The sequence below is a fragment of the Actinomadura rubrisoli genome (genome assembly GCF_004349215.1).
In the GTDB taxonomy this organism is placed as follows: Bacteria; Actinomycetota; Actinomycetes; order Streptosporangiales; family Streptosporangiaceae; genus Spirillospora; species Spirillospora rubrisoli.
On the sequence record NZ_SMKU01000162.1, the window covers coordinates 1 to 21369 of the forward strand.

A 21369-nucleotide genomic window follows, 5' to 3' on the forward strand; every position below is an offset into this window, starting at 1 on the left:
GTGGCCCGGGGGTGTACGACCGTGGGCGGATTGCGGGGGAGGGGGGCGCGGTTACGATCGGGGCATGTCGGCTGCGACGGCGCCCCTGCTCAGACGTGTTCCGCCGGGTGCCTGGACGGCACTGGCGTGGTGGGCGGGCATGACCTTCACGTTCCTCACCCGCGCCGGGCTGCCCGGTGAGGGCGGGCCCGCCGTCCTGCCCGGGGCCCAGTTCTACCGGTGGGACGGCCTGGGCGTGCTGCTCCTGGCCTCCGTGCTGGCGCTGGCCGGCGCCGACCTGCTGGGCCGCCGCCCGCTGTGGGGGCTGGGGGTGCTACTCGCCGCCGCCGTCGTCGCGACCTCGTCCCTGAGCGTCCGGGAGATCCCGCTGGCCCAGTTCCTGGCGGTCGACGTCGCGCTGTACTTCATCGCGGCCTCCCGGCCCCGCCGGACCGGTGCCACCGCCGTCGGCATGGCGCTCGGCCTGCTGGCGGGGTATCTGATCGTGCGGACGCTGTGCGGGTGGGTGGCCGGGACGTCGGCGGAGCTGGCCGTCGCGATGACGGCCGTCATCGCCTGGCTCATTGGCGACTCGGCGCATCAGGCCCGCGAGCACGCCGGGAGCCTGCGGGCGCGGGCCGCCGCGCAGGCGGTCACCGAGGAGCGGCTGCGGATCGCGCGGGAGCTGCACGACATGGTCGCGCACAGCATCGGCATCGTCGCGCTCCAGGCCGGCGCGGCGCGGCGCGTCATCGACACCCAGCCCGCGCGGGCGCGCGACGCGCTGGGCGAGGTGGAGATGGCCAGCCGGGAGACGCTGTCGGGCCTTCGCCGCATGCTCGGCGCGCTCCGCCGGGCCGAGCTGGCCGAGGCCGCCGCACCGCTCGGCCCGGCGCCGGGGCTCGGCGACCTCGACCGGCTGGCCGCGGCGACGACGGCCGCCGGGGTGCGGGTCGAGGTGCGGCGGCGCGGCGGGGCGCGGCCGCTGCCGCCGGAGATCGACCTGTCGGCGTTCCGGATCGTGCAGGAGGCGGTCACCAACGTCGTCCGCCACGCGGGCACCGGCTCCTGCGAGGTGACGATCGACCAGCGGGACGGGGAACTGTCCATCGAGATCGTCGACGACGGGGACGGCGGCGACCCCGGCACCGGCTACGGCATCGCCGGGATGCGCGAGCGCGTCGCGCTGCTGCGCGGCGAGTTCTCCGCCGGGCCGCGCCCCGGGGGCGGGTTCCGGGTGGCGGCGCGCCTGCCCGTCCCCGCGGGGGTCCGGTGACGGCCGATCGGCCCGCCGCACGGGTGGTGCTGGTCGACGACCAGCCGCTCGTCCGCGCCGCGCTGCGGATGGTGATCACCGACGCGCCGGACGTCGAGGTCGTGGGGGAGGCCGCGACCGGGGGCGAGGCCGTCCGGCTGGCCGGGGACCTGCGGCCGGACGTCGTGGTGATGGACATCCGCATGCCCGGCATGGACGGCATCGAGGCCACCCGGCTGATCGCGGCCGGGTCCGCGCCGTCCCGCGTCATCGTCCTGACGACGTTCGACGACGACGACCACGTCTACGCGGCCCTGCGCGCGGGCGCGGCGGGCTTCCTCGTCAAGGACATGGCGCTGGACGACATCCTCGCCGCGATCCGCGTCGTCGCCGCCGGGGACGCCCTCATCGCGCCCGGCGTCACCCGCCGCCTGATCTCCGAGTTCGCCGCCCGCCCGGCGCCCGCCCCGGCCCCGCGTCCGATCGCGGGCATCACCGGCCGCGAGCGCGAGGTCCTCACCCTGGTCGGACGGGGCAGATCCAACGCCGAGATCGCCGCCGACCTCGGTATCAGCGTCGCCACCGTCAAGGCGTACGTGTCGCGGCTGCTGGCCAAGCTCGACGCCCGCGACCGCGTCCACCTGGTCATCATCGCCTACGAGACGGGCCTCGCCCCGGCCCCGTAGCGCGTCAGAGCCGGGGGGTGAAGGGGCGGCGGTGGTGGGGGTCGTCGGGTTCGGCCAGGCCGCGCAGGGCCGTCTCGACCAGCTCGATGGCCTGTACGAGGGAGACGAGGCGGGCGCCCTCGCGGCGATAGGCGTCCAGGACGGCCTCGACGCCGTGGGGCGGGACGTCCTCGCCGAGGTCGACCCGGGCCGTGCGGAAGCCTTCGCGGGCCGCCCGGACGGAGGCGTCGACGTGGTGGCGCGCCATCCGTGCCAGGGCGATCGGGTAGCGGCGCAGCACGCCGTAGCGGCGGTACTCGGGCGGGACGAGCTCCAGCAGCCAGGCCATGGCGGTGTCCTCGAAGCGCTCGGTGCCCGGTGGGTGCACCTGCGAGGGCCAGCCGGGCGGGACGTAGGTGCTCACTCGGTCAGGATAACTCCGACTCGAACCTATGTTCGATACAAAACGGACACAGCGCCCTTACTCGGCGGGCGGTGCGGCCGAGCCCGAGCGGCGGATCCGGATCTTGCCGGACTCCAGGTCGTCCCGGGCGGAGGAGCCCTCACCCGCCTGCTCGTGGTCGTCCTGGCGCATGATCTTCTCCCGCTGCTGCTCCTCCTGCTTGATCTTCTTGGAGCCCTCGAACGCGGAGGCGAGGTCCTCGAACATGCCGCCGCCGAACCCGGCGCCGGTCTCGCCGTCGCCGCGGATCGCGCCCATCAGGGACGACTTGCCCGTCCCCTCGCGGGGCCACTCGACGATCTCCTGCTCGGACGGCTGAGGGCGGCCGATGGCGCGGCCCTTGACGCGCCTGCGGCGGCGAAAGGGTGACTTCACACATTCTCCAACGCGATGAGTCTCCAGATTGATCCCAGCGGACGCTCAGGTCGCGAACGACCACCGGGTGGGAGAACCGGTGAAGTCTCCCTGGCGCAGCCCGAACGCCCGCTGTGGCCGCACCGCCACGGTCGCGTTCACGACGGGGTCCAGGAAGTCCACACGATAGCCGGTGGCGTACTTGGCGTTGACCAGGTCGATGAACCGCTGCAAAGCCCTCGGTTCGGTGACGACCTCGGCGACCCCCTCGATGACCACGGGGTTCTCGGCCTCCTCGGTGGCCACCACCACCTGCGGGTTGGCCCGCAGGTTCACCATCTTCCGGGACGGGACGCTGCTGCTGAACAGCAGCGCCTCACCCGACCACGCCCCCCACACGGGCATGACGTGCGGGCGCCCGTCCGGCCGGACCGTGCAGAGCCAGAAGTTGCGCGCCGCCCTCAGCCGCTGGACGGCCCATGACCAGGGCAGCAGGCCGCTTCCCTCGTCCGCGTCCTGGATGCCGTATCCGGGCATGTACGGACGGTCCGCGGCGGGTTCCAGGCCCAGCACGGCGGGCTTCGGTCCGGATACGGCGGTCTCCGCTCCCGATACGGCGCCGGAAGCCGACATGGCGTTCTCCCCTCAGTCAGGCTCTCCCGTCACATATCGTTTCAGACGCCGGCGGCGGCCCGTGACGCTCGGCGGCTCGGCCGGAGCCGCTTAGCGCGGTAGCCTGCGGGACGTGCGCCTATCCCACGTCGTCTCGGCTTTAGAGGAGCTCTATCCGCCCTCGTGGGCGGAGTCCTGGGACGCCGTCGGACTCGTCTGCGGCGACCCCGGACAGGAGGTCGGCCGGGTGCTGTTCGCCGTCGATCCGGTGGCCGCCGTCATCGACGAGGCCCTGCAATGGAACGCCGATCTGGTGGTGACGCACCATCCGCTGCTGCTGCGCCCGGTCACGTCCGTCGCCGCCACCACCCCCAAGGGGAGGCTGGTCCACCGGATGATCGCCGGCGGAGTGGCGCTGTACACCGCGCACACCAACGCCGACGTCGCCGACCCGGGCGTGTCGGACGCGCTGGCACGGGCGGTCGGGCTCACCGGGGACCTGCGTCCCCTCGTCCCCGCCGCCGACGACCCGCGCCGCGGGCTCGGCCGGATCGGGGAGCTGGACGGGCCGGTGACGCTGCGGGAGTTCACCTCCCGCGCGGCCGCCGGGCTCCCGTCCACCGCCTGGGGGGTGCGCGCCGCGGGCGACCCCGGCCGGGCCGTCCGCACCGTCGCGGTGTGCGGCGGCGCCGGCGACTCCCTGCTCGACACCGTGCGCGCGGCCGGTGCCGACGTCTACCTCACCGCCGACCTGCGGCACCATCCCGCGTCGGAGTTCGCCGAGCACGGCGGCCCCGCACTGGTGGACGCCGCGCACTGGGCGACGGAATGGCCTTGGCTGGCCGACGCCGAACGGCGGCTGGCCGGGGTCTCGCCGGAAGCGGGCAAGTTGGAGACCCGGGTGTCCGCGCTCGTCACCGACGCGTGGCGCCTGCATGACGAAGGAGCAAAGTGAAAGCCGCACCGCAAGCCCAGCTTCGCCTGATCGACCTTCAGGACCTCGACAGCTCGCTGGACCGGCTGGCCCACCGCCGCCGGACGCTGCCCGAGCTGGCCGGGATCGAGCGGCTCGAAGGCCGCCTGACCGAGCTGCGCGACGCGATCGTGGCGGCCGAGACGCAGGTCGGCGACCTCGAACGGGAGCAGAGGAAGGCCGAGCAGGACGTCGACCAGGTCAGATCCCGGGCCGACCGGGACCGGGGGCGGCTCGACTCCGGCCAGGTGAGCTCCGCCAAGGACCTCAGCGGCCTCCAGGCCGAGATCGAGTCGCTCCAGCGCCGCCAGTCCGACCTGGAGGAGGTCGTCCTGGAGATCATGGAGCGTACCGAGGAGGCCGAGGGCAGGGTCGCCGCGCTCGCCGCCGACCGGGCCGCCGCCCAGCAGGAGTACGACGCGCTCGTCCAGCGCCGCGACGCCGGCCGGCAGGAGATCGACGACGAGGCCGGGACGACCAGCACCGCGCGGACCGCGGTCGCCAAGGAGATCCCCGAGGACCTCCTCGCCCTCTACGAGAAGCTGCGCGGCCAGTTCGGCGTCGGCGCGGCCAAGCTGCTCCGGGGCGCCTGCCAGGGCTGCCACCTCGCGCTCAACACCGTCGACCTGAACCGCATCCGGGCCGCCGCGCCGGACGAGGTCATCCGCTGCGAGGAGTGCCGCCGCATCCTCGTCCGCACCCCCGAGTCCGGGCTGTGACCGCGCGCAGACTCATCGTCGAGGCGGACGGCGGCTCCCGCGGCAACCCCGGCCCGGCCGGGTACGGGGCCCTCGTCCGCGACGCGCTGACCGGTGAGCTGCTGGCCGAGGTCGCCGAGTCGATCGGGCTCGCGACCAACAACGTGGCGGAGTACCGCGGCCTGATCGCCGGACTGCGGGCCGCCGCCGCGGTCGACCCGTCCGCCCGCGTCGAGGTCCGGATGGACTCCAAGCTCGTCGTGGAGCAGATGTCGGGCCGCTGGAAGATCAAGCACCCGGACATGATCCCGCTGGCCCTCCAGGCGCGCGAGATCGCCTCCGGCCTCGGCTCGGTCTCCTACGGCTGGATCCCCCGGGGCCGCAACTCCCACGCCGACCGCCTCGCCAACGAGGCCATGGACGCCGCCGCCCGCGGCGAGGACTGGACCCGCAAGGAGGAACCCGAGGAGGACGGCCGCGTCCCCGTGCCGCCCTCCTCGTCCCCGACCACCACGCTGCTCCTCCGCCACGGCGAGACGCCCCTGTCCGTCGAGCGCCGCTTCGCCGGGACGGGCGACGTCCCCCTCACTCCCGCCGGCCTCGCCCAGGCCCGCGCCGCCGCCCTCGCCCTCAAGGACCGCGGGCTGGAGGCGATCGTCACCTCCCCCCTCGCCCGCTGCCGCGACACCGCCGCCGAGGTCGCCGCCGCCACCGGCCTGGACGTCCGCGTCGAGGACGGCTTCCGCGAGACCGACTTCGGCGACTGGGAGGGCCTCACCTTCGCCGAGGCGGGCGACCGCTGGCCCGCTCAGCTCAAGTCCTGGCTCGCCGACCCCGACGTCGCGCCCCCGGGCGGCGAGAGCTTCAAGCAGGTCTCCCGCCGCGTCCGCACCGCCCTGGACAAGCTGAAGGTCCGCCACCGCCACCAGCGGGTCCTGGTCGTCTCCCACGTCACGCCCATCAAGCTCCTGGTCAAGGACGCCCTCGGCGCCCCCATGTCGTCGCTGTACCGCATGCATCTGGACGTGTCGTCCCTGTCGTCCATCGCCTGGTACGACGACGGCCCGGCCACCCTCCACACCTACAACGAGACGCACCATCTGTCCCACTGACGTCTCCTCGGCCACACGGGCCGCTCGCGTGACCGGCTACCCTTGGAAGACGGCGGACGAGCCGGCCGGACGGCCGCGTCGGGGAGCGATCCCCGTCGAGGAAAGTCCGGGCTCCACAGGGCAGGGTGGTCGGTAACGCCGACCCGGGGCGACCCGCGGGACAGTGCCACAGAAAGCAGACCGCCACCGGTCCGCCGGTGGTAAGGGTGAAACGGTGAGGTAAGAGCTCACCAGCGCCCACGGTGACGTGGGCGGCTAGGTAAACCCCACCCGGAGCAAGGTCAAGAAGGGAAGCGACGCTTCCCGCGCAGGCGTTCGAGGGCGGCCCGCCCGAGCCTGCGGGTAGACCGCTGGAGGCCGTCGGCAACGACGGCCCGAGATGGATGGCCGTCACCCACCGCTCAGGCGGCGGGCACAGAACCCGGCTTACAGGCCGACTCGTCCGCCGCCCTCCGCCTGAACGCAGCGCGACGCTCAAGACCGGCCGGAGGCCAGGGCCCGCAACTCCCGCGCGGCCGGAAGCGCGCGCGCCTTCTCATCCGGCAAGGCCCTGTACACCCCGCCAACGAGGTACCTCATGGCGACGGTGCGGTGCTCCGGGGGCAGCAGCGAGACAGCCTCAGCGGCATCGCTCAAGCCCTCGTTGACGTCCCCCGCATTGATGCGGGCCCATGCGGTCTTGAGGTCACCGCCCGCCTGCCCCCTGGGGCCGACTCTGCTCTTGGGCCTCTTCGGCAACTCGTCATACAGGCTCGGGTCCCGAAGGTTCAGACGGACCCCGGTGCGGACATCTGCATAGCGTTGCTGGGGCCATCCCCAGATTGCGGCCTGATCGCCGGTCACCTCGACCGGAAGCCGGCCGTAGAGTTCGTCGAGATCGCGAAGTGCCCGGTGAGCGCCGGGGCGGTCTCCCGCCCGGGCAAGGATCCAGGCGCGCGTCGCGTATGCTTCCGCGAGTCCGGCGCTCGGACGGTTCTTAGCGAGTTCTATCGCCTGGTCGGCGCCTTGTAGGGCGCCGGGGCGGCGTTGGGTGCACAGGGCTTGCCGACCGCGTGTGTAGACCTCAAGGTGCCGGTCTCCGGCGCGTGCGGCGGCGCGGTGGGCGGTCCGCCACCAGCGGAATTCGTGAGGATCGTCGAGTTCATCAAGGGCCATGGCCATGAGCGCGGCGAGTTGGGCGGACACCCGTTGCAAGGTCGGCCGGTCCAGGTCGGGCCGGTGGTCTAGTGCGTGGCCGACGTCGGCGATGTCGGACGACAGCACGCCGACCAGGGCCGCCGGAGGCATGACGCGGATGGAGTAGGCGTGATCGGCCACGGCCTGCTCCCAGTCCTCGACGGTGAACTCGTCACGGATGCCCAGCGCCCGCTCTAGGGCGGACCGTAGCGCCTCCAGGTGCGCGGCGGGGACCGCAGCACCCGGAGCCAGAACGGCGAGTAGTTGCAGCAGTGCGCGACGCTCCATGTCGTCATCCCTTGCGTGGGGAGGTGCCGAGATCTCCACGCTAGCGCGCGGAATGACGGATGCGTCCTCGCCAATGGCGATCTTGTTGACGTCGCGTTTCGCGTTCACGGTGGTTCCCGTCACGCGTTCGTGGGGACCCGGTTGAAGCCCGAGTAGCGGGCCGGGGATGCGGAGTCCGTCGCGAATCGACTCGACGTCCTGGATCGTGTAACGGCTCCGCTGGCCATGCAAGATCTTGGAAATGGTGCCCTGGTGGCTATTGATCAGGAGCGCCACGGCCTCTTGGGTGAGTCGCGTGACGTCCACGTAGATCCGCAGCACCGCCTGAAGATCGCGCCGGGATAGGGCGTCGCGCATCGGCGGTTCGGTCCAGAAGCGTTCCGGAAGGGTGGGTGGTTGGCCTATCCGGGCACGCGCCTCCCAGGCACATGATCCACAACGCTCACCGGGACTGTAGCGGTTCAGGGCATGGCCGCATTCGGAACACTCGCGCAATTCGGTCATCTCGCAGCCCTTTGAACAGGTGGCATTCCACGCACATATTCGCACGACTATTGGCCGCATGCACCGGATTGGCTTCACTCGGTGATGCGGGGCCACGCACCGGCCACCCGTCCCGTGTGGTCCGTTCGATCACCCTTCGGTGCGTGGCCCCGTCCAAAGACAAGGCGGCCCCGGACGCGGTGATCTCACCCACCGGCCGGGGCCTGACCAGACGGAAAGGACGTCCGGCTATGGGTAAGGATAACGAAGCGGGCGAGGTGGACATGGGCGAACGTTTCGATGGCACCGAGCACCTGCACGCCTATCCGCTGCTTTACGCACTGGGGAACGCTCTGGACCGGCGCGGTTTCACCACGTCCGTGGGGGCCAGGGCTGTGACCGTGACCCGGCCAGGGGACGCCTCGCTGCGGACTCAGACGATCACCTGCAAGCCACGGCCGATCGATGGCGACCGCCTCTGGTTCTTTGACGCGCTCGGTGAGCCGATCGCGCAGGCCGACCAGATCATCGACGCCGCCGTGATCATCGCGGCCGACCTGGCATCCCGCGACGTGGCCACGGGGGACGAGCAGTGATCGCCACGGACTATCTCGATCTGCTCGCGCGGGTCCTGGCCACCGAGGGGTGGACGGCGCGTCCTCGCTATGACCAGGCGCCTGAGCGGTTGCATGTGCTGTCGCCCAGTCTTCCGGTGGTCGGGGAGAGCATTCGGGTCAAGGCGGGCGTGGGTGGGGTGCTCTGGTTCATCGACTCCACCGACGATCCGATCGCCCCGTGCCACGACTTGCCCCGGGCGGTCGCGGAGATCGGTGCTCGGCTGGCGCCGGACGCCATCGTGGCGGCCGTCCGGCGCGCGGCCACCGCCGAGCAGGACGCACCCCCACGCGGCCTGATCAGCCGTATTCGGGCCTCACTGGGACGAACCTGAGGGACGAATCGTGCGGATGGAGGAGCGCTGAGATCAGGCGGCGCGGGCGTGGTCTCGCGGTGCGACGTAGAAGTTCATGTCGGCGAAGTCGAAGGTGATCGCGTAAGGCTTGAAGAATTCGTGGGTGAAGTTGGCGAGGGTGTCGAACTTGAAGCGGTCGTCGAACAGCAACGGGCCCGCGGTGCCGCGGATCCGGCGGCCGACAGCGGCACCGAGGCTGCTCGTCTCCGGGTGGATCGGGTAGCAGGTGATGGTCCCGTTGAACTTCTCCGGATGGGCGTAGTCGATTTCGACGCCCGCCCGCTTGGCGTTCTCCTCGGACGTGACGACGCCCAGGCCGGAGCCGCCGGTGTCGAGTGAGACCACCCTTGGCCCGTATCCGTTGAGGCTCCCGAGTGTGCAGGGGAAATGGTCGCCTGCCAGCCATAGCGGAAGAGGCTCGACCCCGGCGCGCCTCGCCCGTGCCTGGAACCGCCGTAGCTGCTCCCTCGTCCGCCGTCGCAGCACAAGCGCCTGGTTCGCATAGCCCATCGTGGTCAGGAAGTGGTAGAAGACCGTGGTCCCGAATACCCCGTCCGGCGGGATCTTTCCGGGCGGCTTCGGCGCGCCGGCCTCCGCCCACAGGACGGGAATGTTGCGGATCTCGATGTGGCCGATCCGGAAGGAATCCATGACGCCGAGATAGAAGGTGTTCCTGTGCCCCGGGATGCCCGCTTGCATGCTGGCCACCGCGCGTATTCCGGCGCGTTCCGCCGTTTCCGCCGAGACCGACATCGTCGCGCCCGTGTCGAGCATGAACGTTCCCGGCTTCAGGCCGTTCACCGATGCCCGGAGGGTCGGCAGGGGGTCGGTGGCCTCGAAGGGGATCCGGGTGGCCTGCGCACCGTGAATCTCGTAGGGGGTCCCGGCCGCCGCCACCGCCGCGTACATCTTGGCGTAGGCGTCCTTTCCCGCGTCCTTCAACAGCGGCACCGCGCGGGCGAGCCGATCCTGGCGTACGTGGCAGTCGGCCAGTTGCTCCTTTGTGAACGAGTCGCCGGGATCCAGGTGGACGGCCCTGGTCAGAAACCTCTCCGCCGTGCCGAACCGGTTCGACAGCAGCGCGATGTAGCCGCGTTGCGCGGCGGCACGGGCGTTGTTCGGATCCTTGTGCAGCAGCCGACGGTAACCCCGGTCCGCCTCGTCGAACCGGCCGGCCTTGAAGAGCGCGTCGGGATCGGAGGACGGGCCCGGGGCGGCGTTCCCCGTCCCCGGGGTGAGGAGGGGAAGGGCGGCTCCGGCTCCGATGGCCATGCCGCTTCGCTGCAGAAACGTTCGCCGGTCCACGCCTTCGGGGATCATTCCGTTCACCGCACACTCCTCTTCCGCTGGTGATGGGCCGGGCCTCTCGCCGCTCCAGCCGGACCAAACCCAACCCGCCGCCGTGTTTCCTTCGCGTTTCCGCCAATGCGGACATGCGGTTGCGGACAACGGCCGCATCCAAGATCGCGTCTCATTGTTGAGTTGACCGCCGGGCCGGCTGTATCTACGGTCATGGTGATCAAGAAAATCATCTTCTTCGCCCCCGAGGGAGCGCACATGACCTCGTATCGCACGGTCACGGTGGTACTGACCTGCGCGGTACTCGCCGCCACCGCGACGGGCTGCTTGGAAGGCGGTGATGGCGGCGACCGTACCGCCGGGCGCGCCGGTAATCCCGAGGACGGAAAGAAGGGCGTTGACCTGCGGAAGATTCGCGGCGATATCAAAACCAGCAAGACCGTGTACACCGTGGACGGCGGCACGGTCAGCCTGTCGGTGGACACCTTCGGCGGCGACATCTCCGTCGTCGCGGGACCCGGCGATAGCAAAGCGGTCAAGGTGACCGAGATCTACAGGTGGACCAAAAAGAAGCCGTGGGGTGAACACTCGCTCAAGGACGGCCAGTTGACGCTGAAAGCGCACGACTGCGGTTCCGGGTCGTCCACGTGCGACCTCGGTTACCAGGTGGTGCTGCCTCCCCGGACGGCCCTCAACCTCCTGACCAGCGGCGGCAACGTGTCGGTCCGTGAGACGTCCGGCACCGTCCGGGCCACGACCCGCGGCGGCGACATCGCGGTCAGGCGTGTGCGGGCTCAGGACGTCGTCGCGCACACGGGCGGCGGCGCGGTCGTGGTCGACCTCCTGGCCCCGCCCCGCCGGGTGGACGTGACCGGCGACGGCGGCGACATCACGATCGGCCTGCCGGACGGCAAGTACGCGGTCGACGCCGCCAGCGGCGGGGGCGACACCAGGGTGACCGTGCCCGTGGACAAGTCCTCGGCCCACCGGGTGCGGGCCCGCACCGCGGGCGGCGCCGTCACCGTCTCCAGGGCCCGCTGACGGCCGCTCAGCCGGTGGTGATGAGCCGACGTGCGAGCTGGACGAGGCTGTCGATCGAGGTGTCCTGATTGCCGAGGATCACCGTCACCCAGTCGAGGCCGGGGTAGATGTCGAGGTTGGTGGCTCCGCCCGTCCTGCCACCCGAATGGCCGAAGACGAGCTGGCCGTTCAGGATGGTGTTGCGGAAGCCGTAGCCGTAGAAGCGGACCTGGCCGGGCGCCGGCGGCGGATCGGTCGGGGACAGCGGAACCTTGCCGGTGGTGAACAATTCGGAGTACGCGGGTGCCATCAGCGCGCCGGTCCGCAGCGCCGTCGCGTAGCGGAGCAAATCCGGGAGGTTGGCGTAGGCGCCATCGGCCGGGCCGCCGATGAAACCGAAGTACTCGCTGGTCGAGAAGTCCTCGCGCTTACCGGACGGGGTCGTCCAGTAGGGGTGGGCGATGCGGGGGTCGGTTCGCGCTTGCGGCCCGGTGTAGAAATCCGAGCTTCCCATCCTGGCCCGGGCGAACACGTGCCGGCGGACGTAGTCGTAGTAAGACAGGCCGGACACCCGTTCCACGAGCGCGCCAAGGACATGGTAATTCGAATTGCCGTAGACGAACTTGGTGCCCGGCGTGAAATTGAGCTTTGCGTGACGAATGATGTCCATCACGCCGTTCATGACCTCGGCGGCGCTCTTCCACTTTTTCAGGCCGTCCAGGAACTCCGGGGCCTGGCTGTAGTCGCCCAGGCCGGAGGTGTGGGTCAATACCTGGTGGACGGTGACGGTCTTCGCGATCTCGTCCGGGAAGCCTTCGAGGTAGGTTCCCAGGGTCTCGTGGAGTGCCACCTTCTCCTGCTGGACGAGCTGGGCCACCGCCACGGCCGTGAAGGTCTTGGTCACCGAAGCGAGATTGAACAGGGTGTCCCGGCGGTTGGGAATGGCCCGCTTCTCATCGGCCATTCCATGGGCGCGCGCCAGGACGGTCCGCCCGCGGTGCGCCAGCAATACCGTCCCTGAGAACTTCCCGTGCGCGGCCTGGTCGGCCAGGTAGCGGTCGAACTTTCCGCCGGGCAGCAGGTCGCCGGGCACCCTCCCGCCGGTCGATGTCCTGGGGCCCGCCGCTTCGGCGAACGCGAACCCCGAACCGGCCGCGAACGACGCGGCTCCCAGCAACCCGAAAACCGCGCGCCGGGAGGTCGGCGGCGGCCGAAATCTGGTCATGTGCGTTCCCTCACCTGCGGACGACGGGCGACAGGAGCACCTAACTCTTCCCGAGGTTTCCTCAGCGTTTCCCGCGGGCGTGGACGGGCCGCCCGTCTCAGCAGGACGGGCCGCAGGCTTTCAGCGGTCTTCACCGGCGGCTGGCACGCTGACCATGGACGGGTCAGCGCCTTGGGAGGACCGTCCGGGCCAAGGCGTCGCGTTCGGCCGCCTCCTTTTCCGCCGCCTGCCTCTCGGCCGCCAGACGGATGTCGTAGGCGGTCCGGGCGGCGGCTATCTGGGACTGGTGCTCCTCCGTCCAGGTGACGAGGGCGCGGATCGTCTCGTGGAGTGTCGCGCCCATGGAGGTCAGCTCGTAGTCCACGCGGGGCGGGACGGCCGGGTGGACGGTCCGCGACACCAGGCCGTCGCGCTCCAGGTGGCGCAGCGTGCGGGACAGCATCCGCTGGCTGATCCCGTCGATCTCGCGGCGCAGCTCGGTGAAGCGGAGGCGGCGCCGGTCCAGGAGGGCGATGATCAGGAGCGACCACTTGTCGGCGATGCGGTCGAGGATCTGGCGGACCTCGCAGTCCTCCCGGGTGTCCCATTGCAGGGCGTCGTAGTCGCCGCAGGTATCACCGCAGTGACCGGGGGACTCAGAAGTTCCTTCTTCCATGGTCATCAATGGTGTCCAACGATGTAGCCGGTTACAAGAGGGAACCGACGGTCGCCTCGGTGACCGTCGCGTCGAGAGGAAACGGGCTCATGTCGAACGATCGGCTGCACGCGCGTGACTGGGGCGTGCTGCTCGTCCTGGCGGGCGCGATCTTCCTTGAGGGGATCGACGTGGCGATGCTGAACGTGGCGCTGCCGTCGATCCGGGACGATCTGGACCTGTCCACGGGGACGCTCAGCGGCGTGGTCAGCGCGTACGTCCTGGGGTACGGCGGGTTCATGCTGCTGGGCGGGCGGGCGGCCGACCTGCTGGGACGGCGCCGCATGTTCCTGACCTGGCTGGTGGTCTTCCTGGTGTTCTCCGGGCTGGGCGGGCTGGCCACCGAAGGGTGGATGCTGCTGGCCGCCCGGTTCGTCACGGGGGTGGCGGCGGCGTTCATGGCGCCCGCCGGGCTGGCGCTGGTCACCGGGAACTTCCCGGACGGGCCGCTGCGGACGAAGGCGCTCGGCGTGTACGCGGGGATCGCCGCGGGCGGGTTCTCGCTCGGGCTGGTCGCCGGCGGCCTGCTGACCTCGCTGGGCTGGCGGTGGGTGTTCTTCGCGCCCGTGGTGCTGTCGGCGGTGATCCTGGCGGCGGCGGTCCCGCTCGTGAAGGACGTGCCGGCGCGGGCGAGGGGCGGCTTCGACCTCGCGGGCGCGCTCAGCGTCACGGCGGCGATGCTGCTGCTGGTACGCGGGGTGACAGGACTGGAGGAGCCCGGCGCCGGGACGGCCGGGGCCCTCGCCGCCGGGCTCGTCCTGCTGGGGGTGTTCGTCGTGATCGAGCGGCGGACGTCCGATCCGCTGGTGCGGCTGGGCATCCTGCGTTCGGCGCCGCTCGTGCGGGCGAACCTGGCGGCGCTGCTGTTCCTCGCGTCCTTCGCGGGATTCCAGTTCCTGGTGACCCTCTACCTCCAGGAACTGCGGGGCTGGAGCACCCTGGAGACCGGACTGGCCATGCTGGTGACGGGGATCGACACGGTCCTGGCCCCCACGGTGACGCCGCGGCTCGTGCACAGGTTCGGCAACGTCCGCGTGCTGTTCGGCGGGCTGGTGCTGGGCGCCCTGGCCTACGTCCTGTTCCTGCCGGTCGGTCCGGACTGGACCTACGCCGCGATGCTGCCGACGATGCTCCTGCTCGGCCTGGCGTTCTCGCTGACGTACGGCCCGCTGACCATGGCCGCGACCGAGGGCGTCCAGGAGGACGAGCACGGCCTGGCCGGCGGCCTGCTCTACACCGCGATCCAGTTCGGAATGGCGCTCGGCCTGGCGTCGGTGACCGCGACGCTGGGGCCGGACATCGGGCTGGACGGGATCCGGACGGCCCTCGTGATCCCCGTCGGGACCGCGGTGGCCGCCGTGGTGGTCGTCGCGTCCGGCCTGCGCGGCCGCCGGGCCACGGCGCCGCGGGACGTCCCGGAGGCGGCCGAGACCGTGGGCTGAGCCGCGGCCGGACCACCTGCGACGTGCACCGAACCTCGCAGACGGGCGGAGTGGTGTGGATCTCGGTGGGTTCGGGTCACACGACACAAACGATCTGAAACGGCGCGCCTACCGTCCAGAGTAGATGCTGATCGATTCGGTCGGCGGTGGCAGCGGGGCTTGGTGGGGCCTCGCGGAGAGGAGCGCCAAATGTTCATCATCATCACCTCGGTCGTGGTGTTCGCGCTCGTCGGATTGCTGGCGTCAACGATCTACCTGTGGGACTTCGCCCGCGCCAGCCGGCGCGACGCGCTGTTCCTCCCGGCGTCCGACCGGCGCGCGCGGAGGGCGCGCCGGGTGACGGGCATGTACACCCGCGGCAGCGACTTCGTGCGGGGGGACGACGAGCTCGTCGGACGCTGAGGCGCGGGCCGTCCCTACGGGACCGCTCCGGCGGGGGCGGCCCCGCGGGGGATGGCCCGCGTCTCAGGCAAGACTTCCCGCGTCCTTGTGACCGTCGCCCGCGGGCACGGGAACGAAGGTCCCGGCGGGCCGATCGAGGATCTGGACCTCGGCGGACTTCAGGTCCAGGTAGAGGCCGACGAGTTCGATCTCGCCGCCCTCGACCCGCTCCCGGAGCCAGGGGTAGGTGAGCAGGTTGTCGAGCTGCTGCATCACGTTGATCTTGCAGAGCCGCGTCAGCGGCGGCTCGCCCGTGGGCTCGGCCGCCAGGAAGCGGGCGAGGCTGTGGTTGCCGTGCTTGAGCCAGCGCGTCAGCCCGTGCAGGTGCTCGACCTCGGTTCCGCCCGCGAGGAGGGCGGCCATGGCCCCGCAGTTGGAGTGGCCGCAGACGGTGATCGTCCGGATGTCGAGGACGTTGGTGGCGTACTCGACGGTGGCGGCGACGGAGTCGTCGTGGGTGCGGGACCCGTGGCGCGGGACGAGGTTGCCCACGTTCCGGTTGATGAACAGGTCGCCGGGGCCGCTCGCGGTGATGATGTTGGGCACCACGCGCGAGTCGACGCAGGTGATGAACAGATGCTCGGGCTTCTGCTCCATCGCCAGCTCGGCCATGATCGGCCGGACGAGCCGGGCGGTGCGGCCGTGGTACTCGCGGACGCCAGCCAGCAGCAGGGCGCTCGGGGACACTTCGGGGGCGTCCAGTTCGACTTCGTGCCGTCGTCGCCGGTTGGCCCACGGCGCCCACCACCGGGACGGCGGGGGCGGCTTGCGCGGCTGAGACATTTCGCCTGTCACAGCTCTTTCATACCAAGTCTCGTGAACCTCATCGATATCGACCCTGCCTCCCTGGCGTTCGTGGGCCAGCCGCCACTCGTGGATGGCGTCGAACGCCGCATGGTCCATGAAGTCGACGTTCAGGTCCAGGTCGACCGCCGCGCCGGCCGGAACGTCCTGGAGAAGCCGCGACACCTTGGGGACGCCGAGGAAGGTGAATGTCCCCTCCACGACCACATGCCAGCGGGGCGGCGCGGGCGGGTCGTCCGGCGCCGGGACGAGCCGCTCGGCCCGCACCGACAGCCGCGTCAGCCGCCGCAGCGCCAGCACCGCCATGATCCCGATGCCGAGCAGGACGCCCTCGCCCAGCCCGAGGACGACCACCCCTGCCAGCGTGGCGAAGTAGGCGGGCGCCTCGCGGTGGTGCCGGAGGTCCCGGACGCGCGCGGTGTCCATCAGCCGCACGCCGAGCACCACCAGCAGCGCGGCGAGCGCGGCCAGCGGGACCTGCTCGATCACCGGCCCGCACGACAGCGCGAGGACCAGGACCCACACACCGTGCAGGACGGTCGACGCGCGCGTGCGGGCTCCGGCCTCCAGGTTGGCCGTGCTGCGGACGATCACGCCCGCGATCGGCAGCCCGCCGAGGAAACCGGACACCGCGTTCCCCGCGCCCTGGCCGAGCAGCTCCCGGTCGAGGTCGGCGCGCGGGACGCCGGGCGGGCGCCGACGGTCGACGGCCACACTGCACAGCAGCGACTCGACGGCCGCCACCAGCCCCACGGAGACGACGGCGCCGACGATCCCGTGCAGTGAGCCGTGCGGCAGGACGGGCGGCCCCCACCCGTCCAGGAGCGTGTCCGGCAGATCGACGCGGCGCGCCTGCCAGCCGAGCGACCAGGCGGTCAGGGTGGCGACGGCGATGGCGGGCAGCGGCCCGGGAACGAGCCGCAGCGCCGCGCCGAGCCGTCCCCGCCGAGGCAGCCGCGACCAGCCGACCAGCACGAGCACGGTCAGCGCGCCGAGCAGCGCCGGATGGGTGTGCGGACGCAGGACCTGGCCGGGCAGCTCCCGCAGGTTCGCGAGCGCGGACTGCTGCGGGCTGCCCCCGAGCACCACGTGCACCTGCGCGAGGACGAGCACGACGCCGACCCCGGCCAGCATGCCGTGCACGACGGCGGGGGACACCGCGAGCGCGGTGCGCGCCACCCTGCTGGCACCGAGCGCGAGCTGCAGCAGCCCGCCGAGCAGGGTGATCGTGCAGGTCGCGCGCCACCCGTAGGTCTGGATCAGCTGGGCCACGATCACGGTCAGCCCGGCGGCGGGCCCGCTCACCTGCAAGGGCGCTCCGCCGATCAGACCGGCGACCAGCCCGCCGACAATGGCGGCGATCAACCCCGCGGCGACCGGCGCCCCGGAGGCGACCGCGATCCCCAGCGACAGGGGGATCGCGACCAGGAACACGACGAACGAGGCGAGCAGATCTCGCCGCAAATCGGACACGTTGAGTGGCTGGAGAGTCACCTAACGTATATAACCATCCTTCCGGTCCCCTGTCGGCGCGGACACGACAAGGCCCACCAGATCCCCTCCGGCCGCCCTCGTCCATACGCGCCATCACTCACTCGTCCCTACTCGGGACCCCTACCCGGGCAGCCTCACGCCGACCTGAGGAGAACCTGCCGCCGACCGCGGGCCGGGCGCTGCCGGAGGCTCGGCAGACCAGCGAGTCACCGAGACGTGCCAGTCGGTGGCGGCCACAAGTTGGGCCATCGCGTCGGCCCAATCGCGCAGTTCCTCGTTGTCCTGGCGGGTGAGCCTGGCGATGAGGCGGTGGGCGATGTCGGCTTCCTCGTTGCACATCTGTACGAGGGACGCGAGGGCTTCGCCCGGCGTGCAGTTCTTCTCTCGCATCAACAGGTGCGGAAGAGAGAGCGGGTTCGTCGCCGTCGGTGCCGAGGTGCTCGTTCCCTGTTCATAACGGAACGAGCAGAAGTCGTTGACCATGCCCACGAGGTTGTGGACAGAGGTCTCCAGGCGGTGTGCGTCCGGGATCGGATGCATGGCATCCGGCCTCGGGATGAAGGCGGTCATCACGGTGGCGAAGACCGTGTGTCGACGCATGGCCAGATATTCGTTCAGGGGGACGTCATTCTCGCCCCAAGGGACGTGGGCTTCCCAGAGCAGCGCGAGGCCGCACCCGCGCAGGGCGGAGAGCAGACGGGTGAAGGAGTCGCGCGGGAGCAGGCTCCGAGCGCGGATGGTGAGGTCGGCGAGGGCGTCGGGAAAACCGTGTGCCGGGTTTCCCTCTCCGTCTTTCTGGCCGTATCCGGCTTTGTCGAGGACGTCCGTCAACTGTGCGAGGATCCGGGCCAGACGTGCGGGATCCGCGTGGGCGGTGGCTTCCGCGTGGACATCGTCGAACGCGGTCAGCCACATGAAGGTGTCGCCGGCCAGGTAGAGCAGCTCGCGGGGAGCGTGGGGATAGCATTTCGCGACGCTGCGTCCGATCCATGAGCGGTTCAGGCGGTCTCGCTCGGCCGCGTCCTGGGCAAGGCCGTGATTGTCGCGCCAGGCCCGGGTATGCGCTTCGGCGGATCTGGCATGGACGTTGACGGCGCTGGGGAAGCGCTTCCAGAAATCCGGCCGGACCGACCGGTCGGCTGCCTCGGACGCCATCGCGAAACCGGCGAGGACGGCGGCCCGGACGACGGTGGTGGGCGTGTAAAGGCTTTTGCCGATCCAGAGTTCGGGATGGCGGGTGGCGTCGAGGTGCTCCCGCAGCCGGTCGCGCGCGCGGTCGTAGGCCGAGCGCGGTGCCGGGCCGTGGTGCGCGTCGAGAGTGGCCAGCGCGAGAACGGCGTAGGCGGTCTCTTCCGGTGTGCCGCCGTTGACACCCCAAGAGCCGTCCGGGTGCTGGGTGTCCAGCAACCAGTCGAAAGTGCCTCGCAGTTCGGCCGCCACCCTGTCGGCGAGGGCGAAGACGGCCTGAGCCGTGGCGTAATACGGGGAGAGATGCCACTTGTCATGCCACCATGCCGTGTCGGAACGGGCCGCGAGGAGGAAGTCGGTCGCTTTGCGCAACTGCGGGCCGAACTGCTCGGGACTCCGGGCCAGGGCTTCGAGGACCCGGGCATTAGCGCTGACGGCCGGACCACGTTCGTGGGCGAAACAGTGGAAGTAGTCAGGTCCCTCGAAGGTGAGCAACGTTGGCAACAGCGTGGCGCCACCGGCGTCCAGGTTCTGGAGCACGATGCCGGCCATGGCGGTGTCGTCGGCGTCGGGCACCGGGAAATCCGCGTCGACCCCCACGCCGCTCTGCCCGGCGGCAAGAGCGGCGGCCCGCAGACGGTTGGCGGCGGCTGCTGTGACGGTGCCCGGCGGGAGGATGCCGGCGCGCTGGAGCAGGTACAGAACCCAGGCGTCCTCGAAGACGCTGATCGGGAAGACCTCAGGTAATCCGCCGTCACCGGTAGAGCGGGAAGCCGCCGCGAGATAATCCAGCGCGGCCCGGTGGCCGGTGTGCCGCTGCAAGGCCGCGGTGGCCGCCGGGTTGTTGGACAGGGAGCCGTTCGCGGCGGCGAACTTCGCCAGCCCGCTGACGTGGGCGGAGTAGGGGGTGGGGAGGGCTTCCACGCAATACATCAGGGTGGTCGGCCGCGCGGCGAACAGCTCGGGAGGAATCAGGCCGAACTTGGCCTCACGCAAGCGCGGCAGCTCCGCGAACGCCTCGTAGGGCAGGGGCAGGCCGCGCTGTCGCGCCTGGTCGAGCAGGAACGGAACGGTCACCTCGAAGGCGATCAGATCGTCTCGGGCGTCGCGCCCTTCCGTGCCGTGGCGGCGTAGCCAGGTGAGGCCGGCGGCCGACACGGCCGGAGCCCATTCCTCCGTTGTGTCGTGCAAGGCGATGACGGCGGCCAGGGTGGAGACCAGTCGGTCTTGGACGACAGGGACCGTCCCGCCCCAGGATCCGTCGGCGTGCTGGTGGCGGCGCAGCCAGTCAAGGGCGGAGCGGTGGTCAGGCCCGTCGGGCAGCAGGCGGACCACGTGGGCGGTCGTGTACGCGTTCGAGGCGACCGGGCTCTGCCCCAGGCTGTCCAAGAGGGCAGTGACTCGCCGGCCGGTCTCAAGGTGCAAGGGCCCATCGGGATGCTCCGCATCACCGTCGTGGCCGGGCGGCCGAGAGTTGATCAGAGTCATCGCGACCTCGCAGGTCAGCCCGTAGGACCGGCAGAGGCCGGGCCATCTGAACCGGAAGCTCACATCCCCGGTAACCCACCGCCCAGCGCTGACACCCGGCCGACCCCCCGAATGTGTCGCGCTTACGGAGCCTGTCGCGCTTAACCGCGCTGACCGGACACGTCGCGACAGCCCGCCCGGTCAATGATCTGCCCGCCCCCAGGGGATGCTTGAGGCGCCAACGGTGTCTGTCGCGTTTTGTCGCGCTTATCGGACCCCGTCGCGGCAGCCCGCTCGGTCAGTGATCTGCCCGCTTCCGGGGATGCCTGGGGCGCCAACGGTGTCTGTCGCGCTTTGTCGCGCTTGCCGGACCCGCCGCGACAAGCCCGCTCGGCCAATGATCTGCCCGCCTCCAGGGGATGCCTGGGGCGCCACAGGCGGGCGGGCGTGAGCTTTGCGGCGGGCGACTGTCTCATCTGCCCGGGTATTCCCGCCGCCTTCAGCGGTGCGCGGTCTGCTTCGGGCGGTTGCTAGCGGCGGTAGTCGCGGTGGCTTTGCCAGTCGTCGGGCTGCTGCTGCTGGCGGGAGCCGTAGGGGCCCGTTTCGCCGGTGGGCTGGTTGCCGGTCTGGGGAAAGCCATCCTGCTGCTGGGAGCCGAAGTAGCCCGGGTTGTAAGCCTGGGTGGCGTTGGGGTCGCTGTAGCCGCCCGTGCCCGCGTTCGGGTCGTGGGGGGCGGCCAGGGGATCGGAGCCGCCGTTGTAGCTGCTTCCGGAGAAGTCGCCGTAGCCGCCGGTGTTGCCGGTGTTGCCCGTCCCGCTGGCGGGGTCGGTTCCGCCGAACGAGCCGTAGGAGTCGCGGCTGCCGCTGTTGAGCGGGTCCTCGTAGCGCGGCGACTCGCCGTAGGCGGGGGACGTCGGGTAGCCGTCGGTCTGCGAGCCCTGGCCGTATCCGGGGGTGGAGCCGAGGCCGCTGTCGTAGCCGCCGGTCCCGCTGTCGTAGCCGGACGGTCCGCTCGGGGCCGCGCCGGAAGAGGCGCCGGACGACCATGGGCCCGTGCTGGTGGTGCTGCCGAGCGGGTCGCTCAGCGGGTCGTTCAGCGAGCCGTAGGAGCTGCCGGAGTCGGGCTGGGACGTGCCGCCCGCCGACCGCTGCCGGTCGGTCTGGATGCGCTGGAGCAGCTCGTCCACGGTCGGGAGCTTGTGGTTGTCGGTGTCGGAGCCCGAGCCGCCGCCGAGGCCGCCGTGCGCCGCCACGGCCGGGGCCGGCG

The 21369-nt window shown here is 71.2% G+C and carries 19 protein-coding genes, 1 other RNA gene and 1 pseudogene; 11 read left to right on the forward strand and 10 right to left on the reverse strand.

Annotation, left to right across the window (positions count from 1 at the left end; genetic code table 11):
• The first annotated feature begins 64 nt into the window (after positions 1-64).
• Both E1298_RS26660 and E1298_RS26665 read left to right on the forward strand, forming a co-directional pair.
• Complete coding sequence (locus tag E1298_RS26660; RefSeq protein ID WP_131897942.1) at positions 65-1255, forward strand: sensor histidine kinase; 1191 nt, start codon at positions 65-67, stop codon at positions 1253-1255.
• Positions 1252-1920 (forward strand): response regulator, encoded by a 669-nt coding sequence (locus tag E1298_RS26665; RefSeq protein WP_279499202.1) that lies wholly within the window; start codon positions 1252-1254, stop codon positions 1918-1920. The genes E1298_RS26660 and E1298_RS26665 overlap by 4 nt, the downstream gene beginning before the upstream one ends.
• Positions 1921-1924: 4 nt before the next feature.
• Here the strand turns inward: E1298_RS26665 and E1298_RS26670 are convergent, their stop codons facing one another.
• From E1298_RS26670 to E1298_RS26680, 3 genes are read right to left on the reverse strand one after another with little or no spacing between them, the layout of a single operon-like run.
• Positions 1925-2323 carry a hypothetical protein gene (locus E1298_RS26670; RefSeq protein WP_131897944.1) on the reverse strand — a complete coding sequence of 133 codons (399 nt, stop codon included), beginning with the start codon at positions 2321-2323 and terminating at the stop codon, positions 1925-1927.
• A gap of 57 nt (positions 2324-2380) precedes the next feature.
• Entirely contained in the window at positions 2381-2737 is a 357-nt protein-coding gene (locus tag E1298_RS26675) for a DUF6191 domain-containing protein (RefSeq protein WP_131897946.1), read from the reverse strand.
• 45 nt (positions 2738-2782) lie between these two features.
• Positions 2783-3349, reverse strand: coding sequence for a pyridoxamine 5'-phosphate oxidase family protein (locus E1298_RS26680; protein WP_131897948.1), 567 nt, complete (start codon positions 3347-3349; stop codon positions 2783-2785).
• 112 nt (positions 3350-3461) lie between these two features.
• Between E1298_RS26680 and E1298_RS26685 the strand changes: the two genes are divergently transcribed.
• From E1298_RS26685 to rnpB, 4 genes are all read left to right on the forward strand, one after another.
• Positions 3462-4283, forward strand: a complete 822-nt coding sequence (locus E1298_RS26685) for a Nif3-like dinuclear metal center hexameric protein (RefSeq protein WP_131897950.1) — start codon at positions 3462-3464, stop codon at positions 4281-4283.
• Positions 4280-5020 (forward strand): zinc ribbon domain-containing protein, encoded by a 741-nt coding sequence (locus E1298_RS50550; RefSeq protein ID WP_243725833.1) that lies wholly within the window; start codon positions 4280-4282, stop codon positions 5018-5020. Before E1298_RS26685 ends, E1298_RS50550 begins: the two co-directional genes overlap by 4 nt.
• The gene (locus E1298_RS50555) at positions 5017-6111 is read left to right on the forward strand and encodes a bifunctional RNase H/acid phosphatase (protein ID WP_243725834.1); all 1095 of its coding nucleotides are present in this window, start codon (positions 5017-5019) and stop codon (positions 6109-6111) included. Before E1298_RS50550 ends, E1298_RS50555 begins: the two co-directional genes overlap by 4 nt.
• Positions 6112-6168: 57 nt before the next feature.
• Positions 6169-6556, forward strand: an RNA gene (rnpB, locus tag E1298_RS26695) — RNase P RNA component class A.
• A 29-nt stretch (positions 6557-6585) separates the two neighbouring features.
• Here rnpB and E1298_RS26700 read toward each other — a convergent pair.
• Entirely contained in the window at positions 6586-8079 is a 1494-nt protein-coding gene (locus E1298_RS26700; protein WP_131897954.1) for a hypothetical protein, read from the reverse strand.
• A gap of 143 nt (positions 8080-8222) precedes the next feature.
• On the opposite strand from E1298_RS26700, the gene E1298_RS26705 reads away from it, so the two are divergent.
• Positions 8223-8654, forward strand: a complete 432-nt coding sequence (locus E1298_RS26705) for a hypothetical protein (protein WP_131897956.1) — start codon at positions 8223-8225, stop codon at positions 8652-8654.
• Positions 8651-9007: a hypothetical protein gene (locus E1298_RS26710; protein ID WP_131897958.1), complete on the forward strand. Its 357-nt coding sequence runs from the start codon at positions 8651-8653 to the stop codon at positions 9005-9007. Before E1298_RS26705 ends, E1298_RS26710 begins: the two co-directional genes overlap by 4 nt.
• A gap of 33 nt (positions 9008-9040) precedes the next feature.
• On the opposite strand, the gene E1298_RS26715 is transcribed toward E1298_RS26710, so the two are convergent.
• Positions 9041-10348, reverse strand: coding sequence for an aspartyl protease family protein (locus tag E1298_RS26715; RefSeq protein ID WP_131897976.1), 1308 nt, complete (start codon positions 10346-10348; stop codon positions 9041-9043).
• A 237-nt stretch (positions 10349-10585) separates the two neighbouring features.
• On the opposite strand from E1298_RS26715, the gene E1298_RS26720 reads away from it, so the two are divergent.
• Positions 10586-11368, forward strand: coding sequence for a DUF4097 family beta strand repeat-containing protein (locus E1298_RS26720; RefSeq protein WP_131897960.1), 783 nt, complete (start codon positions 10586-10588; stop codon positions 11366-11368).
• Between the two features lie 7 nt (positions 11369-11375).
• Here the strand turns inward: E1298_RS26720 and E1298_RS26725 are convergent, their stop codons facing one another.
• Both E1298_RS26725 and E1298_RS26730 read right to left on the reverse strand, forming a co-directional pair.
• On the reverse strand, positions 11376-12440 hold the full coding sequence (locus E1298_RS26725) for a serine hydrolase domain-containing protein (protein WP_207944857.1): 1065 nt from the start codon (positions 12438-12440) through the stop codon (positions 11376-11378).
• A 295-nt stretch (positions 12441-12735) separates the two neighbouring features.
• Positions 12736-13227 carry a winged helix-turn-helix transcriptional regulator gene (locus E1298_RS26730; RefSeq protein ID WP_131897964.1) on the reverse strand — a complete coding sequence of 164 codons (492 nt, stop codon included), beginning with the start codon at positions 13225-13227 and terminating at the stop codon, positions 12736-12738.
• 89 nt (positions 13228-13316) lie between these two features.
• Here E1298_RS26730 and E1298_RS26735 point away from each other — a divergent pair, with 89 nt between their 5' ends.
• Together E1298_RS26735 and E1298_RS26740 are read left to right on the forward strand one after the other, a co-directional pair.
• The gene (locus tag E1298_RS26735; RefSeq protein WP_131897966.1) at positions 13317-14708 is read left to right on the forward strand and encodes an MFS transporter; all 1392 of its coding nucleotides are present in this window, start codon (positions 13317-13319) and stop codon (positions 14706-14708) included.
• A gap of 189 nt (positions 14709-14897) precedes the next feature.
• Positions 14898-15110: a hypothetical protein gene (locus tag E1298_RS26740; RefSeq protein WP_131897968.1), complete on the forward strand. Its 213-nt coding sequence runs from the start codon at positions 14898-14900 to the stop codon at positions 15108-15110.
• A 63-nt stretch (positions 15111-15173) separates the two neighbouring features.
• Here E1298_RS26740 and E1298_RS26745 read toward each other — a convergent pair whose 3' ends face one another.
• From E1298_RS26745 to E1298_RS48400, 3 genes and pseudogenes are all read right to left on the reverse strand, one after another.
• Positions 15174-17447: a SulP family inorganic anion transporter gene (locus E1298_RS26745; protein WP_131897970.1), complete on the reverse strand. Its 2274-nt coding sequence runs from the start codon at positions 17445-17447 to the stop codon at positions 15174-15176.
• Between the two features lie 120 nt (positions 17448-17567).
• A complete protein-coding gene (locus tag E1298_RS26750; RefSeq protein WP_165975673.1) occupies positions 17568-20024 on the reverse strand; it encodes a terpene synthase family protein in 2457 nt (818 codons plus the stop codon).
• 608 nt (positions 20025-20632) lie between these two features.
• Positions 20633-21369 (reverse strand): annotated as a pseudogene (locus tag E1298_RS48400) (hypothetical protein); the annotation flags it as partial.